The following is a 17235-nucleotide window of genomic DNA, read 5'->3' as shown; positions in this document are numbered from 1 at the left end:
AAGGTATATTTCATTATCGATTTTCATATTGTATAAGAGAAACTTGCAGGTGAAGGAGGGTCGGAACAATGAAAATTGGTTTCATCGGTACCGGTAATATGGGGAGGATTTTAGTGGAGGCTTTGATAGACGCAAAAGCCATTTCCCCTTCTTCAGTGATAATTACTAACAGAACAAAATCAAAAGCGATGTTGCTTAAAGATAAATATAAGGAAATAAAGGTTGTGGACAATGCGGCAGAAGTAGCAGCAGGGTCCAATTTGTTGTTTATTTGTGTAAAACCATTGGATGTTTATAAAATTTTAGGAGAGATTAAACCACATTTATCTGCAGATAAATGCATTATTTCCATTACAAGCCCTATCAGTACAAGCCAAATAGAAAAAAAGGTTCCTTGTTCAACAGTGAGGGTCATTCCGAGCATTACAAATCGGGCTTTATCCGGGATTGCGTTAATTACCTATGGTGAAAATTGTCGGGAAGCTTGGAAGAGCCAAGTGGAGAATCTGTTTTCAAAAATAGGTGTTCCGGTATTGATAGATGAAAAAATTACGAGGGTTGCCTCCGATATCGTCAGCTGCGGGCCTGCATTCTTTAGTTACCTGCTCCAACGCTTCATTTTAGCCGCAGCAAAGGAAACAGATATAGATGAAAACACAGCAACAACATTAGCAAGTGAAATGATTGTCGGTCTTGGTGAACTGTTAAAGCAAGGTCATTATACATTGCCATCTCTACAGGAAAAGGTTTGTGTAAAAGGCGGTATAACAGGTGAGGGAATAAAAGTAATGGAGAATGAGCTTGGAGATATTTTTGAGCATGTTTTTAAGGCCACACATACGAAATTCCAAGAAGATCTCGAAAAGGTCGAAGAACAATTCTCTAATGATTAATTCGCTAGTAAAAGAGAAATTCCTCCTTCTCTTTTATTAAAAAGCCATCTTTTTTTCATGAAGATGGCTTTATTTTATTTACTTTTTTGAACAACAAAAAAAATTCTTTCTGAATGTGATATTGGTGCGGTATTTTCAAAATCAGCACTAACTTCCAACACTTCGAAACCTGTACTCTTTAACCAGTCTGTATATTGCTGTACAGGAAATGTCCGTTGATAATGAAGTTCGTCAAAACGGTCATATTTTCCAGTTTGCTCATCCAGAACAAAAAAACTGAGATCGTGCTCAACACTATTAGGAAATTCACCTGGAAAACTATTCCATATATAAGATAAATTATCTTCATTCAATGCAAATGTTTGATTGATGAATACTTGGGAGATTTTATAGATTGAATGAACATCAAAAAAGAAAATACCTCCGGTTTTCAAATGTTGGTAAACGGTTGAGAAAGTCTGAGTTACTTCTTCTTCTGTTTGTAAATAATTCAGTGAGTCACAAAAGATCCCAATGATATCAAATAGTCCATGGCCTTCCAAGTCAGTCATATTTTGCTCGAAAAAAGGTATTGGAGTTCCTGCCCCTTCTGATTTTGCCTGTGCAACTGCCAGCATATCCGACGATAAATCCACACCTGTGACAGAAAATCCCTCTTCCGCCAAGCGGATAGATAACTCACCTGTCCCACATGCCAGATCAAGAAGAAGATTTCCGTCAACATGATATTTTTGCAGTCTTTCTTTTACGAACTTTACCCATTCGTCATACGGAGCATCCTTCATCAGTTCATCGTACAAATAGGCAAAATGTTCATAGCTCATGAATTTAACTCACTGCGAATATCTTCTAATGGTGCATCGCCCCATAAACGCTCGAGCTTATAATAACTTCTTTCATCGCGGTGGAATACATGGGCCACGACATCCCCTAAATCAATTAATACCCATCTAGCTTCATCAAAGCCCTCAATTCTTTTAACATCATAGCCATTTTCTTGAGCTTTTTCCTTCATTTCTCTGGCGATGGCTTGAACCTGTTTATCAGAATTTCCGTGGCAAATAATAAAGTAATCCGCAATTAGAGAAATCCCCTTCATATTAAGGGCAAGAATGTCTTCTGCTCTTTTATCATCTGCTGCTTTTACGGCAATTTTAAGTAATTCTTGATTATTCATTAATCAATCCTCCAGTTTTTGTACAAGATCGTTGTAAGTATGAAAAGTATCCGGATATACCGTTTGATTTTTCTTCATTAAAAACAAAATCGTATTTTGAATCGCCTTTATTAATGCTTTATCTAAACTTTCTTTTGCGATTTCCCGCACTTCATCTACTCCGGGAAAATGCCGCCCCGGTTCAATATAATCCGCCAAATAAACCACTTTATCAAGCAAAGTCATATTGATTCTTCCGGATGTATGAAACCTAATGGCATCTAAAATTTCACGGTCAGTTATTCCTGCTTCTTTTTCTACTAGGTAGGCTCCTACGGGTGCATGCCATAGCTCCCCATTAAATTCGAGTAAATCATGCGGGAAGCCTTGTTCCTTTATGATTTCCTTCATTTCCTCTTTTGAGCGAAATTTTGCATAATCATGAAAAATGGCTGCCATTTCAGCTTTTACTACATCAGCACCATATTTTTCTGCCAATTGTATCGCTGTTTCCACGACGCCTAACGTATGTTGATATCGGTGTTCTGTTAATTGTTCCTTTACAATTTTAAGGGCCTCTTCACGTTCCATATAAATGTTTCTCCTCTATATAATGGATAACCGGATCAGGCAATAAATAACGAACCGTCTTTCCATTTTTTATTCGCTCACGAATCATACTGGATGATACTTCCATAGCAGGTACATCTACATAAAGGACAGGATAATCTGTTTGATGGCTGTATTCAGGTCTTTCAACGCCAACAAACTTCACCAGCTTTATCAGTTCATCAATTTTATGCCATTTCGGCAAATATTCAATCATATCTGCGCCAATGATAAAGAAAAATTGAAAATTAGGAAATCGAGCATTTAATATTTTCATCGTATCGACAGTATAGGAACGGCCTTCCCGCTCAAGCTCAATGGCTGCAATTTTAAAATGGTCATTATTTTCAATTGCCAGGTTCAGCATTTGAAGACGCTCTTCATTTTTAACAGAATCTGATTTTTCCTTATGCGGAGGCTCTTGATTAGGCATAAACCAAACTTCATCAAGATCAAGTGCGGAGTATACCTCATTAGCGATTAAAAGATGCCCAAGATGCGGCGGGTCAAATGTTCCTCCCAAGACCCCGACTTTCTTCATACTCTAAGCCTCCTATACTTCCAGTGTTTATGGTAAAGTAATTTGTTTCTTTTCAACGGATTCCTTATAAAGGACGATCGTATTACCGATTATTTGCACAATTTCTGCGTCAGCACCCTCAGCAATCTGCTCAGCTACAACCGTTTTATCTTCCTCACAATTTTGTAAAACACTTACCTTAAAAAGCTCTCTTGCTTCTAATGCCTCAGTAATTTGTTTAATCATATTCTCGTTTACTCCGCCTTTTCCTACTTGAAAAATAGGGTCAAGGTGGTGGGCCTTCGAACGTAAAAATCTTTTTTGTTTACCTGTTAACATAGTGTGCCTCCCAGCTGTTTTAACACATTCTCTCTCATTCTTTGGACATCAGGGAAAATGTCAGTCCATTTTTCAAAAGCGAGTGCTCCCTGATAAACAAACATATCCACTCCATTTTGGACTTTTGCTCCTACCCGTTTGGCTTCATGTAAAAATTGCGTTTCAAACGGGTTGTATATTATATCACATACCATCGCCTGCGTACTAAGTTTAGAAAGGCATAGTGGCTGTTCTGAAATCTTCGGATACATTCCAATCATCGTGGTTTGGATGAGTAAATCATAATCCCCTAAATGATCTTCAGCTTCTTTTAAGGAAATTGCTGATGAAGAAATCGGAAAAGGACAATCCTCAACCAACCGGGCTGCTCTCTCAATGGTCCTGTTAGCAATATTCACAACTTCAGGGTTATATTTTGCTAAAGTAAAGTAAATCGCCCTCGCTGCTCCGCCGGCACCAATAATTAAAACCTTTTTCCCGGAAACTGTTGGAAAATAGGCTTCCAAGCCTTTTAAAAATCCCAGACCGTCTGTATTATAGCCTTTGAGTTTACCTGCTTCATTCACAACTGTATTCACTGCACCAATGCTAAGGGCTAAGTCATCCACTTCATCTAAAAAAGGAATGATTGTACTTTTATGAGGGATTGTCACATTAAATCCCGCAGCCCCGATTGCTTTTAATCCTTTTACAGCAACTTCAACATCTGCAGGCTTTACTTGAAAAGGCAGATAGTGGGCATCGATAGTATAGAAAGAAAATAAATCATTATGCATAACCGGGGACATCGAATGTCCTATTGGATCTCCTAAAACTGCAAAAAGCTTTTTCACCTGTTTCTCACCAATCCCTTAATTACGCGTAACATAAAAAGTGCGCGCTTTTTATATTAAAGATTTTCGAATTAACGTTTGAACTCCCTTTGGTACGTAAGCAACTACTTTTGCCCCCGGATCATTAACCGTGATCCAGCCCAGTCCGGAAAAGACGATATCCGTTTTCGCTTCTTTTATCATGAATTCCTGTTTAACAAGCTCAGGAAAGGATTCCATTTGATCCGTCCGCGGCGGTGTTAACATTTCTCCGGCATGCTTCTCATAAAGCTCCGAGGCATTTTCTGTTTTGGTCCTATGAATAGTAAGTTCATTAGACAGATAGCAAACAAATGACCTTCTGCCGCCGCTCACATAATCGAACCTTGCCAATCCGCCAAAGAATAAGGTTTGTCCTTCATTTAATTGAAAGATTTTTGGCTTGATTTCCTTTTTAGGCGTGATAATTTTTAAATCCTTTTTATCAACAAAATGAGCCATTTGATGGTGATTAATAATTCCTGGTGAATCAATTAATGATTTTCCATTTTCAAGCGGGATTTTAATAATATCTAAAGTTGTTCCCGGAAAGTGTGAGGTAGTGATCACATCTTCCTCACCGGTTACTTCTTTTATGATTCGGTTTATAAAAGTTGATTTCCCGACATTGGTACAACCGACGACATAAACATCTTTGCCTCTCCGCAATTCATCAATGGCAGCTGCAGTTTCTTTAATAAACAAACCCTTTGACGCACTGACGAGGAACACTTCTTCCGGCTTTAAGCCCAGTTCCCGCGATTCTTGCTTCATCCAATGAATCATTTTATTGTGCTTCACAGATTTAGGCAATAAGTCCACCTTATTCCCTACCAACAATATTTTATTATTGCCGACAAATCGGTGTAACCCAGGAAGCCAGCTGCCGTTAAAATCAAAAATATCAACAATTAAAACAATAAGGGCTTCTTTCTGCCCAATCCCGTTTAAAATTTTTAAAAAGTCATCATCGGTTAAATTAACATCCTGAACCTCATTATAATGTTTTAAACGAAAACATCTTTGGCAAATAAGCATTTCCTTTTCCAAAGCGGAAGCAGGTGCATATCCTAATTCATTAGGGTTTTCGGTTTGGACCTTCACGCCGCAACCCATGCAAATATTTTGTTGTTCATTCACTGATTAATCCTCCCACTGCAGCATTCCCTTTTTGCGAAACCAATTTAATATTCTTCGTTCAACAAAACGATTAAACTTTGTAAAAAACCCGTCTGTTTGGGCAACCGGAACAACGAGGATCGTATGAAAACCAGTGCGGTTTCCCCCGAGTACATCGGTTAATAGTTGATCACCGATAACGACTGTTTCTTCCTTTTTAATTCCCATTTGAGCAATCGCTCTGTGAAAAGCAGGTCCCATTGGCTTCTTAGCCCTAAAAATAAACGGGATTTTCAGCGGATCTGAAAACGCCTTAACACGCTCTTCATTGTTATTGGAAACAATGGTAACGAGAATATTATGTTTTTTTATTTCATCAAACCATTTGATTAATTGCGGGGTGGCATATGGGCGGTCCCATTCCACAAGGGTATTATCCAAATCCGTGATTATCCCTTTTATTCCTCTTTCTTTCAAATCTTCAGGATTTATGTCCAGAATACTTTTTACATGTTCATTTGGTAAAAATTGTTTTAACACTAAGCGTACACCTCTTAAAAGAATTAGATTCCCAGTTAAATTGCCTTGTCAATAGGAGCTTTCGCTTTTATTGTATCATCATAACGAATTTTGCCTTTTGTTTCAAAGAATAAAAATTTTCAATTACTTTCCCAAATCAATTACGAACCATCAAAAATTGATAACCATATTGTTCGTCAAATAACGACAATACATGATAAGAAAAAAACTGCTTCAGTAAAAAATAAAGCTAATTTTTAATAAAAACACTGTTTAAATACTTAATTTAAAAATATTTTTCGACAAATCCCCTAAAATCTTACACCTGTGGATAAAGTTATTAACATTATACCCATTGAATCATTTACTTTTTAATGTTTTATAAACAAGTTAACCACAAGTTATCCACCAAAACCTGTGGATATTTAGAACGGTTGTTCTTAACGATTAAATTTGGTAGATTTAGGGTACATCAATGGAACCTACCATTTTATGTTAGACATTAATCTTTTAGAACAATTTTTTTAATTTGGAGGTGCATTCTGACATGCGTAAACTGTCAGATGAATTGTTGATTGAATCTTATTTCAAAGCAAGAGAATTGAATCTAAGTCCGGATTTTATTCACCTCATTGAAACTGAAATTCACCGACGTTCTTTATTTAATAAAATGAAGGTTTCTTCATAATTTTTCATATGCCCTATTCGGGGCTTTTTTTATTATCTTAAAGAAAACCCGCCGATTCATTTATATTCTTCCGATTAGCCGAAAAATACGGCGCAATTAAGCGCCGCCATTCATACATCGTCCCACTCAATTCTTCATAACTCCTATTTTTTCCCCGACCTTAATATCATGAGGAGTTTGAATTAATGCATCAATTTGAAAGATCCCCTTTTCAAACAACAATACAACAGTGGAACCGAAACTAAAATAGGCCATTTCCTCTCCTTTTTCAAGATGTGTTCCTTTATGTGTCGTTTCAATTGAGTTAACAAACATCGCTCCCACCTTTACGACAGCGACATGTCCAAATTCCGTAATCAATTCTGTTATAACCCGGTAGTTCTTTGCAAGCGTTCGAACCCCGTATTTTAATCCCCATTTATTAACAGGATAGGACTTTGCTCCAAGTGTCCATTGCTTTGTGACTGTCCCCGCTACAGGGCTATGTATGCGATGATAATGGCTCGGGCTTAAATAAAGAATCATGTATTTACCATTTAAATATTTTGTCAGGAGGTTATGGTCTCCCAACATTTCTTCAATAGAATAAACTTTTCCTTTTACGACAATTTCACTTGTTTCTTTTATGTCCCCGACATCCTCGATGACGGCATCAACCGGACTTACGACAAAGCCGGGGCCTTGCTCGATTTTCCTAGCTTCTTTTCTTAAGGACCTGACAAATAAATCATGAAGAGTCGGAAACTCATGGATTTCCTTTTCCATTTCTTCTTGATTTAAGTGATAAATTTTTGTAAAAGAAGGAACAATGAAACGACTGATTCTTGAACGGGCAAAGCGCTTTAAAAGAGAAGAAGACCACCTTCCATTGGTTAATTCTATAAGCAAGCGATAAAACGGCTGAATCATGGAACTACCCCCAAATAGTGTAAATATACTCTTTACGAACTGGCATAAAAGACTTAGAATTAAATATTATAAAGTAATCGACAGAAAATTGATTCTCTTTCGGCTTGTAAAAAAGGAGTGATGAGGAGAAATGTTTTTATTGGATGTTTTTGATCAAACAGTGAAAAAACTTAAAGCCCAAACTGCAAATGTAATTACATTAACGAATTTATCTTTAGGCGGCTTTGCCATTGTTTTCGGACTTCATGGAAATTTAAGATTGAGTTTATTGTTAATTTTTATTGCCGCATTAGCAGATCGCTTTGATGGAATGATTGCAAGAAAATTTAATATTGAATCAGAGCTAGGCAAACAATTGGATTCCATGAGTGATATTATATCATTTGGCGTGGCACCTGCACTATTATTGTATCAAGGAGTTTTACAGGATTTTGGCGGACCCGGTTCATTTTTCACTGTATTCTATATTGGCTGCGGTGCTTTCCGATTAGCACGATTTAACATTACTGAAAGCAATGGATATTTTACCGGCTTACCCATTACAGCTGCCGGCTGCCTGGCAACACTAAGCTTCTTAGCCATCCCCTATTTACCAGCCCAAACATATTTTTTCATAATCATCATTCTATCTTTCCTAATGGTCGGTTCCTTTAAACTAAAGAAGGTTTAAAAAAATTAGGGCAATTTGTAACGCATTCACTTGTTGGGGCTATTCATCTAAGCCTGAATTAAATCACTTATAATTCAAAAATTTCACACAAATTAATTCAGATAAAAAATAGCTTGGAGCTCCAAGCTATTTTCCTTTTATATTCAAATTATTTTATATTGGTCTTTTAACCATTTTCACTAATTACGTCAAGATTCCAGACTTTTGAATATGTAGTTGCTGCCATGTTTATTGCCACGCATGCTTTTGTACCTTTCGATTATATGTTTATTTTTTGAAAAATTCTATAGTTACCGCATTATTAATAAGAAAAAACTTATGCAATCAAGCATAAGCCTTTAATTGTTTTAGCAAAACCGTGTATACCACCACCAGCCGCCGAATAATAACAACAGAATAAATAGAACGATTATGACTGCGAACCAAAATCCGCCACCGCCTGCATAGGGTACAGGAAAGGCTGGATAAGGGGCTGGGCAGCCGTAGGAATATGGATAACCATATGGCATAAAATTCCCCCCTTTATCCTTTTTATTATTAGGGTATGAGCCCTTAAATGGCATGTATAGGCGGAAGTGTATGTCCTGTAATAATTTTATTTACCATCATGTAAAGGTATTAAACATAGTGAATGGTCCTTTTTGTAGTATAATTTATTCCTACATATTTATACTGGGAGAGATGTCATTTGAAAAAAGTCCTGCTAATTGATGATGAAACGAGAATGCTAGATTTACTTTCCCTTTATTTAGCTCCGAAAGGATACAGCTGCATTAAAATGACTTCCGCAAATGAAGCGATTCATTATCTTGAGGCTAATAAAGCGGATATTATTTTGTTAGACGTGATGATGCCTGATATGGACGGCTGGGAGGCATGCAGACAAATACGGAAGCATTGGGATACTCCAATTATTATGCTTACGGCTCGGAGTGAAAAAATTGATATTGTAAAAGGCTTAAAGATTGGGGCCGATGATTATATTTCCAAGCCGTTTGATGAAGATGAGCTAATCGCGAGAATGGAAGCGATTTTACGGAGGAAAAAAGGACACACTGCTACTGTTGCCTTTAATGGACTTAACTTAAATGAAGATTCCTTCGAGGTTTCATTCCGAGAGACACATGTACCATTAACACCAAAAGAGTTCGCTTTATTGGGGCTTTTTTTACAGAACCGAAACAAAGTCTTTACCCGCGAACACCTGCTTACAACGATCTGGGGATACTCTGTTGCAACGGAAGACCGGACGATTGATTCCCATGTTCGGAACTTAAGAGAAAAGTTAAGGAAAACAGGTTTTCATGTGGATGAATATTTGACAACCGTATGGGGACTGGGTTATAAGTGGATGGATAAGGAATCTTAAATAATAGTAAATAGCGTAATTGAGGTTAATAATTGGAGGAAGAAAAGTGACGGTTCAAAAGAAAGTGATTTTTGCCCTTATAACCGGAATGTTATTGGCAGCAGCAGGCTGCAGCAGCAATAGCTGGGAGCAGAAAAAGACACAACAAATAAGTAAGGTTCAACCTAAGTTCGAGATTGTTCAAGCAAAAACGATAAACTTGAAAGTCATTCAAGGTATTGGATTTCCCGGCAATGACAACGCACTGTATGTTGCCTCAGATAAAGGTTTAAAAATATTTAAGGATTCAAAATGGTATGAAACGACTGCTGATCTTAATAACTATTTGGGATTTCAAGCAATTGAAACAGGGTTTTTAGCGAGCGGGCATCCGCGAAAAGGAACAGATCTGAAGGATCCCCTTGGCTTAGTAGAAAGCACGGATAAAGGAAAAACACTAAAAAATATCGCGTTTTATGGTAAAAACAACTTTCATTTCATTTCGGCCAGCTTTTCCGGAAAGGATATATATGTCCTGAATGAACAGCAGGACAAAGATTTGAATTACGGTGTAAACTATTCAACGGATGATGGAAAAACTTGGAAAAAGAGCACTTTAAAGAATTTCAAATCCGATTCACTTGGTATGATTGCTGTGCATCCTAAAAACGGGGATATTATGGCAATGGCCACTAGGGCCGGAATTTACTACTCTGAAGATAACGGAAATACGATGAAGCTCACAGCAGGTCCGTTTATGGTGACCGCCCTCACTTTTTCAGGGGATCGCATTTTGTATTCGAGTGTTGTTGAAAATTATAATATATTATTAAACACAGCGAATCCCAAAACTGGTGAACAAGGAAATATAGCAATTCCTTTTCTTGACCAAGATAATCCCATCACCTATATAGCTGTTAACCCAAAAAATGAAAATCAAATTGCCTTTACTACCTATAAAAATGATTTATATGAATCTTTAGATAGAGGTAAAAACTGGAGCACACTTTTAAAAGACGGAAAAATAGAGCAGGAGTAATCTCCTGCTCTATTTTTTTGTGTGAACATCATTAGCGATTTTTTTTCCGCTCTTTTTCCGCCCGATAAAATTCATGGAACATTTTCATAAGCGCGCGTTTTTCAATTCTGGAAACATAGCTTCTCGATATTCCCAGCTCCTTAGCAATTTCCCGCTGGGTTTTTTCTTTTTGCAGATCAAGCCCAAATCGGCCGATAATCACTTCTTTTTCCCGTTCATCAAGCACATCAATATACTGTCTAATTTTTTCCAACTCCATGTTTAATTGAATCGTATCAATTACGTCCTCTGATTCAGACTTGAGAACATCAATCAGCGATATTTCATTTCCTTCTTTATCTTGGCCGATCGGGTCATGCAATGATACATCTTTTTTCGTTTTCTTAAGAGCACGCAAATGCATGAGGATTTCATTTTCAATACATCGGGCCGCATAGGTGGCAAGCTTTGTGCCTTTCCCCTCTGAATAGCTTTCAATCGCTTTAATTAAACCAATTGTTCCGATCGATATTAAATCCTCCGAATCCTCCCCGGTATTTTCGAATTTTTTTACTATGTGTGCAACCAGACGTAAATTATGTTCGATTAACATATTGCGGGCATGTGAATCTCCCTCTGCCATTAAGCGTAGGTATTTTCGTTCTTCTGCAGCAGAAAGGGGTTGAGGAAAAGCATTATTTTTCACATATGAGACTAGAAATAAAAACTCTTTTACTAAATACCCGAGAGCTGTAAAAATTCCAGCCATTTACTTCCACCCCAACTTTCCTTAGACTATCGCCTATAACTAATTCCTATGAAGGGAGAGGTGAGATTGTGTCTGTCCATTGTATATTATTTAAAAAAGAATAATAAATTTTTCATAAAAAAAAGCATTAACCTTAATACAAGGCCAATGCTTTTACATTGCTATTTTGCACTTACTTCTGCTGAAATCACGCAGCCAATCACCCCGGTAATGACGAAAGACATCACAACCATAAATAACATATTCTCCACCCCTTAAAATTGATCATGCTAATTTGAATTTATCATATTTTCACAGTATCTAGCTTTAAGGATTGTGAACATTTTGTCAACAAATATTTCAAGCCCTTAGCAAAAACTTATACTTATGTTATCATTGTAAATCTTTTTTCTTTAGTCGAAAGAAAAGTGATAAAAATAAAATATGCACCGGCATTTCGGCTCCTCCTATTTCATCATTTCGTTAGGTGGTATCTTTCATATCCCACAGGCTAGCCCCTCGTCCTTGCATTAGAAACATTATCATTTTTATAACCACCCTTCCTTTTATCGATTTTTTTCTACTCACATAAAGTTGCGCATGAAGATTTGACGGTCCTTGTTCTGTTCATAAAGTTTTTCAACCATCTCTTGATGCGCAGCATCTTCAAGGCTCAATTGCCGTTTTTTTATCGTAATCGAAAAGAATAATATATTCATGGTCATTTTTTACACCTCCTTTTAAGAAAAGTTCTCATGATCATTACAAGAAATGCTGAATGAAAATTTGACGATCTTTGTTTTGCTCATAAAGCTTTTCTACCATTTCCTGATGTTCAGCTTCTTCAAAACTTAGCAATCGTTTTTTAATCGTAATCGAAAAGAATAATATATTCAGGGTCATTTATATTCACCTCCTTTAATGTTTGCAAAACCCTCCAACAACATTTCCAATTTATGCAATCAACATCCAAATTGCGAGGAAAAAGGGCGCAAAAAGGCCGCAAGAAGTACTCCTCCCCGCGGCTTGTTTTTAGACACAAAAATACCGCAAAGCGTCATTCTTCCTGCGGCATGGATATGTATTGTAACTAAACTGTTAAGCAATCCATTCCTGTCTGGTCGAATGCATCATATTCAGATATAAAGTTTTTGCCCATGTATATGTTACCATCATGTTCTTCGACCTCCTTCGGAATTTTTAACTAACTATGGTAATTATATCCATACGCGACCGATTTGTAAACCAGTTTTGTGAATTTTTTAAAAATAGGCAAAAAAAAATAAGTGCCCAAAAAGGGAACACTTATTTTTTCATTTGCATATCTTGGTCATCTACCATTTCTGACAACTTTATTTGGCATTGCTTTGATTGGATGAAAAATAATATCGATACTGCCAAAAAGGACATGGATGAAAGAATCATTATATTTAAATCTGCCGTACTCCTTGTTTCATTTGGAATAATGACTCCTAAATAGAAAAAAGCACCGACAGCTAATAACACCGTTGCGAATCGTTTATAGTCCACCATTTTTTCAATTAGATTTTTTGCTTGAGCTTTCACGTTCATCACCTGCTTTTCTAAAAATCTACTTAACTACTTTAACATAGAATCCAGCGTTAAAGAGAATGTAAATAATAGAAAAGCAGGAAAGTCAGAAAGCCCGGCTTCATTTGAGCCGGGCAAGAAAATTATGATTCTAATGCTTGTTTTAAATCCTCAATTAAATCTTCAGCATCCTCAAGGCCAACCGAGATGCGCACTAGGCCATCGGTGATTCCTAATTCTGCTCTGCGTTCTGCCGGTATCGAAGCATGTGTCATTCTTGCCGGAACAGAAATTAAGCTTTCAACTGCACCAAGACTTTCCGCTAACGTAAAATAGTGGACCTTACTTAGCAGTTTGTCGGCATTTTCCGCACTTCCAACATCAAATGAAACCATTCCGCCAAAACCACGTGCTTGTTTTTTGGCTATTTCATGGTTTGGATGGGTTTCAAGGCCTGGATAATATACTTTTTTAACGCCTGGATGTCCATTTAAAAATTCAACAATTGCTGCAGTATTGGCTTCCATTTCTTCTAAGCGAATACCTAATGTTCTAATTCCCCGGATTAACAAAAAAGAATCCTGTGGACCTAAAATACCGCCTGTTGAATTTTGCACAAAGTGAAGATCATTTGCAAGCTCGTCACTATTAACAACAACTAAGCCCGCGACGACATCGCTATGACCGCCAAGGTATTTAGTGGCACTATGCAAAACAATATCGGCACCAAGCTCGATTGGATTTTGCCAGTATGGAGTTGAGAAAGTATTATCAACGATAGTCAACAGATTATGTTCTTTTGCAAGCTTTGCTGCTGCTTCAATATCTGTAACCTTTAATAGCGGGTTAGTCGGTGTTTCTAAATAAATGGCTCTTGTATTTGGTCTAATTTCGCTTGTGATATTCTCCAAATTGCTTGTATCAACAAAAGTGGAATCAATACCAAAGCGGTTCAATACCTTCGTCATAACCCGAAACGTTCCACCATATACATCATCAGTTAAAATGACATGATCACCGCTATTGAAAAGCATAATAACGGCTGTAATTGCCGCCATTCCTGAACCAAATGCAAAACCGGCTTTTCCGCCTTCAATATCTTTAATTAACTCTTCAAGTGCATTTCTGGTCGGGTTGCCCGTTCTTGAATATTCGAAGCCTTTATGACCGCCTACACCTTCTTGTTTATAGGTGCTTACTTGATAAATGGGAAAAGTCACCGCGCCAGTGGCAGGGTCATTACTAATGCCGCCGTGAATTAATTGAGTTTTTCTTTTCAAACTAAATACCTCCTTCAAAAATCTTTTTACTTAAGTATCGCTCACTGCCATCTGGGAATAAAACTATGATATTGGTCCCCGGCTTTGCTGCTTTTGCCTCTAATAACGCTGCTTCGAAGGCTGCGCCAGATGAACTGCCTGCAAGAAGTCCTTCTTTCTCTGCTAATTCTTTCACGCGTTTGAATGCAACTTCATCGGAAATCGTATGAATAGAATCAAAGTACGCCGGGTCCATATATCCGGGAAGGAATTCCATTCCAATGCCCTCTGTTTTATGTGGACCGGATTCCCCGCCATTTAAGATGGAGCCTTCCGGTTCAACAATTACTGTCTTAATATCCTGGTTCTTATTCTTTAAATATCGAGCCGTGCCCATAAATGTACCGCCCGTACCCGCACCGGCAACAAAGATATCAATCTTCCCATTCATTTGTTCCCAAAGTTCGGGTCCAAGCGTCTTATAATAGGTCTCAGGATTGGCCGGATTGGCAAATTGCTGCGGACAATACGAATTAGGGATTTCTTCAAGCAGCTCCTCTGCTCTAGCGATGGCTCCTTTCATCCCTTTTTCGGTAGGTGTATGAACTATTCTTGCTCCTAATGCTTTCATTAAGTCCTGCTTTTCGATACTGAACTTTTCAGGAACGCATAAAATAACCTTAACCCCTTTATTTATCGCTGCCAGGGCTAAGCCAATTCCTGTATTTCCCGCCGTTGGTTCAATAACCGTACCACCGGCACGTAACTTTCCACTTGCAAAAGCATCTCTTAACAGCTCCACTCCCAGCCGGTCTTTTACACTGCCTCCGGGGTTCATGAATTCCAGTTTTGCAAACATCCGAACATCTTCAGGCAATGAAAATTGGGTAATTTCTACGATTGGTGTGTGGCCGATTAATTCATGGACATTTTTATAAACCTTCATATTCTAACTCCTTCTGCTAATTAACTTAAGGATGCTACCATTTTCATGACGAGGGTAGCAGAATGAAGTGCAGCCTTATCAAGAAATTGATCAAACGATACATCCGATTCTTTACCTGCTATATCAGATAGGGAACGAATAATAACAAAAGGGACATTAAACTGATGTGCCACTTGAGCAATGGCTGCAGCTTCCATTTCAACAGCCTGTAGATTCTCAAACTTAGTTCGAACAAAATCCACTCTTACCGGGTCACTCATGAACGAATCCCCTGTTGCAATTAAACCTTTTACAATTTGAATATCTTCAATTTCCTTCGAAGCTGCCTCAGCAATTGACACCAATTTTTCATCCGCCAAAAATGCAGCAGGTAATTGCGGAACTTGACCGTATTCATATCCAAAGGCCGTAACATCCACGTCGTGATGACGAACCTCCGTTGAAATAACGGCATCACCGACATTTAGTGATGGATTATAGCCGCCGGCTGATCCTGTATTGATAATGCAGTTAGGCTTATATTTTTCAAGGAGGATTGTGGTGGACATGGCCGCATTAACCTTACCAATCCCGGAGCGAAGTAAAATTACATCTGCACCGTGCATCTTGCCAAAGGTAAATTCACACTCTGCTACCGTCTCCGTTGTCCTTTCTTCTATGTTATCCCGCAGTAAAGTTACTTCTTCTTCCATTGCTCCAATGATGGCGATTTTCATTGCTAAACCTCTTTCTTATTGTTTTACGCCTTCCATTAACCGGACAAAATCGTTGCAGCGCTTAACCGTAACGCTTAAACTGTTATTTTCTAATCTATTCTTAAGTACTGGAATTGTCGTATAATATTCAGTTTCCAAATCATTTGCCAGGTTATGAAAGCCTTCACTTTTTGCTTTTACGATTGAACGTTTATAATCTTCCTCGGATTCATACATCATATCCGCAAACACTATTTTACCACCTTTTGAAAGGATGTTGCCATAGCGGGCAATTACTTGAATATCTATATGTATACTATGAATTAATTAAAAACCTGTTCCAACTTAACATATCCGCTACATTAATTCAACAAATACGTTGATTGTATCGGGAGAAATCTCTAAAATATAACCAGAAGAAAGGGGGAGCTTATGAATTTTCAAATAGATTTTATAGACGATAAGGTTGAATTTTTTGAAGCCAATAACCTTAAAACATTGCAAAAGAAAATTGAAGGACAAATTGAAGAAAACAGAGCAATCTTACTTGGTGTACATTCTGTATCACATCAAATGCATGTTAACGAAAACGGTCAAACATATTTTACAGCAGTCGTTCATTTTAAAAAGAAATAGGATGGATCAGTTTAGGATCCATCCTATTAGTTACCTTCGGATATCTGAAAGGACTTCCACTTTGGTTGGTTTCCATCCCTGTCCATCAACCCATTGAATGTACACTTTATATTTTTGTTGTTTATCTTTGGAGGAGACGGTGCCGACAGAACCGCTGCCTGTAGATTTATCCCTGCCCAAAAACCAAACCGTCATATTGCTCTGATCTAATCCCGTCGCATAGGATATCGCACTTAACATTTCCTGCCAATCAGTTGAACTGGAATCATAAACAGGGGTATGCTGACCTGTCTGTGAAGTGCCCACAGGTTTCCAATCCGGATTTTCTACTGATTTAGTGACATTTGGAGTGCTGCCGCCTTCTGTAACCACAGCCTGTGAATTGTCCACAGTTCCCGGAGTGGAAGCCTCAGTGCTTTGTTCAGCATTAGCATTACCTGAGGATGTATTGTCGGAGCTGTTATTATCCTTTGCAGCAGTACTACTTTTTTTGCTTTCTTTATGTAAAGTCTGCTTTTGTGCACCAGCAGAACTTACCTTGTTTGTCGATGCTTTGTCATTACCTGATGAAAAAATATTGTATGCAACAAAGATAATTAAGGCAAGCACGATAACAATTAAGCCATTCAGTATGATATTTGTTTTCTTTCTTTTAGCCCGACTCCCCGAACGTGAACCGGATTGCAAATCCTTACTCAACTTAAATCCCTCCTAAAAAATAAGGCTGTGAATATTCTAACATGTTTTCCTAAGAACTTGGA

25 protein-coding genes are annotated in these 17235 nt (G+C 37.8%); 6 read left to right on the top strand and 19 right to left on the bottom strand.

Translation table 11 applies throughout. The features are described from left to right. The first annotated feature begins 68 nt into the window (after nt 1-68). Nucleotides 69-893, top strand: a complete 825-nt coding sequence (gene comER, locus J2S10_RS01765; RefSeq protein ID WP_307404002.1) for a late competence protein ComER — start codon at nt 69-71, stop codon at nt 891-893. Between the two features lie 74 nt (nt 894-967). On the opposite strand, the gene J2S10_RS01760 is transcribed toward comER, so the two are convergent. The 8 genes from J2S10_RS01760 to J2S10_RS01725 are packed head-to-tail and all read right to left on the bottom strand — an operon-like array spanning nt 968 to nt 6027. Beyond that, nucleotides 968-1717 (bottom strand): class I SAM-dependent DNA methyltransferase, encoded by a 750-nt coding sequence (locus J2S10_RS01760; protein WP_307404001.1) that lies wholly within the window; start codon nt 1715-1717, stop codon nt 968-970. Then, nucleotides 1714-2070: a ribosome silencing factor gene (rsfS, locus tag J2S10_RS01755; RefSeq protein WP_307404000.1), complete on the bottom strand. Its 357-nt coding sequence runs from the start codon at nt 2068-2070 to the stop codon at nt 1714-1716. The genes J2S10_RS01760 and rsfS overlap by 4 nt, the downstream gene beginning before the upstream one ends. A gap of 3 nt (nt 2071-2073) precedes the next feature. Beyond that, nucleotides 2074-2640, bottom strand: a complete 567-nt coding sequence (gene yqeK, locus J2S10_RS01750) for a bis(5'-nucleosyl)-tetraphosphatase (symmetrical) YqeK (protein ID WP_307403999.1) — start codon at nt 2638-2640, stop codon at nt 2074-2076. Then, nucleotides 2630-3199, bottom strand: a complete 570-nt coding sequence (locus J2S10_RS01745; protein ID WP_307403998.1) for a nicotinate-nucleotide adenylyltransferase — start codon at nt 3197-3199, stop codon at nt 2630-2632. The genes yqeK and J2S10_RS01745 overlap by 11 nt, the downstream gene beginning before the upstream one ends. Before the next feature lie 27 nt (nt 3200-3226). Continuing rightward, the gene (gene yhbY / locus J2S10_RS01740) at nt 3227-3517 is read right to left on the bottom strand and encodes a ribosome assembly RNA-binding protein YhbY (RefSeq protein WP_307403997.1); all 291 of its coding nucleotides are present in this window, start codon (nt 3515-3517) and stop codon (nt 3227-3229) included. After that, nucleotides 3511-4350, bottom strand: coding sequence for a shikimate dehydrogenase (gene aroE / locus J2S10_RS01735; protein WP_307403996.1), 840 nt, complete (start codon nt 4348-4350; stop codon nt 3511-3513). The genes yhbY and aroE overlap by 7 nt, the downstream gene beginning before the upstream one ends. Before the next feature lie 51 nt (nt 4351-4401). Next, complete coding sequence (gene yqeH, locus J2S10_RS01730) at nt 4402-5484, bottom strand: ribosome biogenesis GTPase YqeH (RefSeq protein WP_370876150.1); 1083 nt, start codon at nt 5482-5484, stop codon at nt 4402-4404. Between the two features lie 27 nt (nt 5485-5511). Next, entirely contained in the window at nt 5512-6027 is a 516-nt protein-coding gene (locus tag J2S10_RS01725) for a YqeG family HAD IIIA-type phosphatase (RefSeq protein WP_307403994.1), read from the bottom strand. 526 nt (nt 6028-6553) lie between these two features. Between J2S10_RS01725 and J2S10_RS01720 the strand changes: the two genes are divergently transcribed. Next, a complete protein-coding gene (locus tag J2S10_RS01720; protein WP_307403993.1) occupies nt 6554-6694 on the top strand; it encodes a sporulation histidine kinase inhibitor Sda in 141 nt (46 codons plus the stop codon). A 126-nt stretch (nt 6695-6820) separates the two neighbouring features. On the opposite strand, the gene J2S10_RS01715 is transcribed toward J2S10_RS01720, so the two are convergent. Then, the gene (locus J2S10_RS01715; protein WP_307403992.1) at nt 6821-7603 is read right to left on the bottom strand and encodes a phosphatidylserine decarboxylase; all 783 of its coding nucleotides are present in this window, start codon (nt 7601-7603) and stop codon (nt 6821-6823) included. 130 nt (nt 7604-7733) lie between these two features. On the opposite strand from J2S10_RS01715, the gene pssA reads away from it, so the two are divergent. After that, the gene (gene pssA / locus J2S10_RS01710) at nt 7734-8273 is read left to right on the top strand and encodes a CDP-diacylglycerol--serine O-phosphatidyltransferase (protein WP_307403991.1); all 540 of its coding nucleotides are present in this window, start codon (nt 7734-7736) and stop codon (nt 8271-8273) included. A 347-nt stretch (nt 8274-8620) separates the two neighbouring features. Here pssA and J2S10_RS01705 read toward each other — a convergent pair whose 3' ends face one another. After that, complete coding sequence (locus tag J2S10_RS01705; protein WP_307403990.1) at nt 8621-8782, bottom strand: hypothetical protein; 162 nt, start codon at nt 8780-8782, stop codon at nt 8621-8623. A gap of 179 nt (nt 8783-8961) precedes the next feature. On the opposite strand from J2S10_RS01705, the gene J2S10_RS01700 reads away from it, so the two are divergent. Together J2S10_RS01700 and J2S10_RS01695 are read left to right on the top strand one after the other, a co-directional pair. Then, nucleotides 8962-9642, top strand: a complete 681-nt coding sequence (locus J2S10_RS01700; RefSeq protein WP_307403989.1) for a response regulator transcription factor — start codon at nt 8962-8964, stop codon at nt 9640-9642. Nucleotides 9643-9688: 46 nt separating this feature from the next. Next, complete coding sequence (locus J2S10_RS01695; protein ID WP_307403988.1) at nt 9689-10660, top strand: F510_1955 family glycosylhydrolase; 972 nt, start codon at nt 9689-9691, stop codon at nt 10658-10660. 31 nt (nt 10661-10691) lie between these two features. Here J2S10_RS01695 and sigK read toward each other — a convergent pair whose 3' ends face one another. The 8 genes from sigK to J2S10_RS01655 all read right to left on the bottom strand — a co-directional run bounded on the left by sigK (nt 10692) and on the right by J2S10_RS01655 (nt 16090). Further along, on the bottom strand, nt 10692-11408 hold the full coding sequence (gene sigK / locus J2S10_RS01690; RefSeq protein ID WP_307403987.1) for an RNA polymerase sporulation sigma factor SigK: 717 nt from the start codon (nt 11406-11408) through the stop codon (nt 10692-10694). 563 nt (nt 11409-11971) lie between these two features. Further along, nucleotides 11972-12112, bottom strand: coding sequence for a YrzI family small protein (locus J2S10_RS01685; protein WP_307403986.1), 141 nt, complete (start codon nt 12110-12112; stop codon nt 11972-11974). A 37-nt stretch (nt 12113-12149) separates the two neighbouring features. Beyond that, nucleotides 12150-12290: a YrzI family small protein gene (locus J2S10_RS01680; protein WP_307403985.1), complete on the bottom strand. Its 141-nt coding sequence runs from the start codon at nt 12288-12290 to the stop codon at nt 12150-12152. Nucleotides 12291-12692: 402 nt separating this feature from the next. After that, nucleotides 12693-12959, bottom strand: coding sequence for a YrhC family protein (locus J2S10_RS01675; RefSeq protein WP_307403984.1), 267 nt, complete (start codon nt 12957-12959; stop codon nt 12693-12695). 122 nt (nt 12960-13081) lie between these two features. Continuing rightward, complete coding sequence (locus J2S10_RS01670) at nt 13082-14218, bottom strand: bifunctional cystathionine gamma-lyase/homocysteine desulfhydrase (RefSeq protein ID WP_307403983.1); 1137 nt, start codon at nt 14216-14218, stop codon at nt 13082-13084. Nucleotide 14219: 1 nt separating this feature from the next. Next, the gene (locus J2S10_RS01665; RefSeq protein WP_307403982.1) at nt 14220-15143 is read right to left on the bottom strand and encodes a PLP-dependent cysteine synthase family protein; all 924 of its coding nucleotides are present in this window, start codon (nt 15141-15143) and stop codon (nt 14220-14222) included. A 20-nt stretch (nt 15144-15163) separates the two neighbouring features. Then, nucleotides 15164-15859, bottom strand: coding sequence for a 5'-methylthioadenosine/S-adenosylhomocysteine nucleosidase (gene mtnN / locus J2S10_RS01660; protein ID WP_307403981.1), 696 nt, complete (start codon nt 15857-15859; stop codon nt 15164-15166). A gap of 15 nt (nt 15860-15874) precedes the next feature. After that, nucleotides 15875-16090 (bottom strand): hypothetical protein, encoded by a 216-nt coding sequence (locus J2S10_RS01655; RefSeq protein WP_307403980.1) that lies wholly within the window; start codon nt 16088-16090, stop codon nt 15875-15877. 180 nt (nt 16091-16270) lie between these two features. On the opposite strand from J2S10_RS01655, the gene J2S10_RS01650 reads away from it, so the two are divergent. Next, the gene (locus J2S10_RS01650) at nt 16271-16474 is read left to right on the top strand and encodes a DUF2536 family protein (protein WP_307403979.1); all 204 of its coding nucleotides are present in this window, start codon (nt 16271-16273) and stop codon (nt 16472-16474) included. A gap of 30 nt (nt 16475-16504) precedes the next feature. On the opposite strand, the gene J2S10_RS01645 is transcribed toward J2S10_RS01650, so the two are convergent. Beyond that, on the bottom strand, nt 16505-17173 hold the full coding sequence (locus tag J2S10_RS01645) for a DUF1510 family protein (protein ID WP_307403978.1): 669 nt from the start codon (nt 17171-17173) through the stop codon (nt 16505-16507). Between the last annotated feature and the right edge of the window lie 62 nt (nt 17174-17235).

Source organism: Neobacillus ginsengisoli (assembly GCF_030813055.1).
This window is presented reverse-complemented; position numbering and strand designations above follow the sequence as displayed.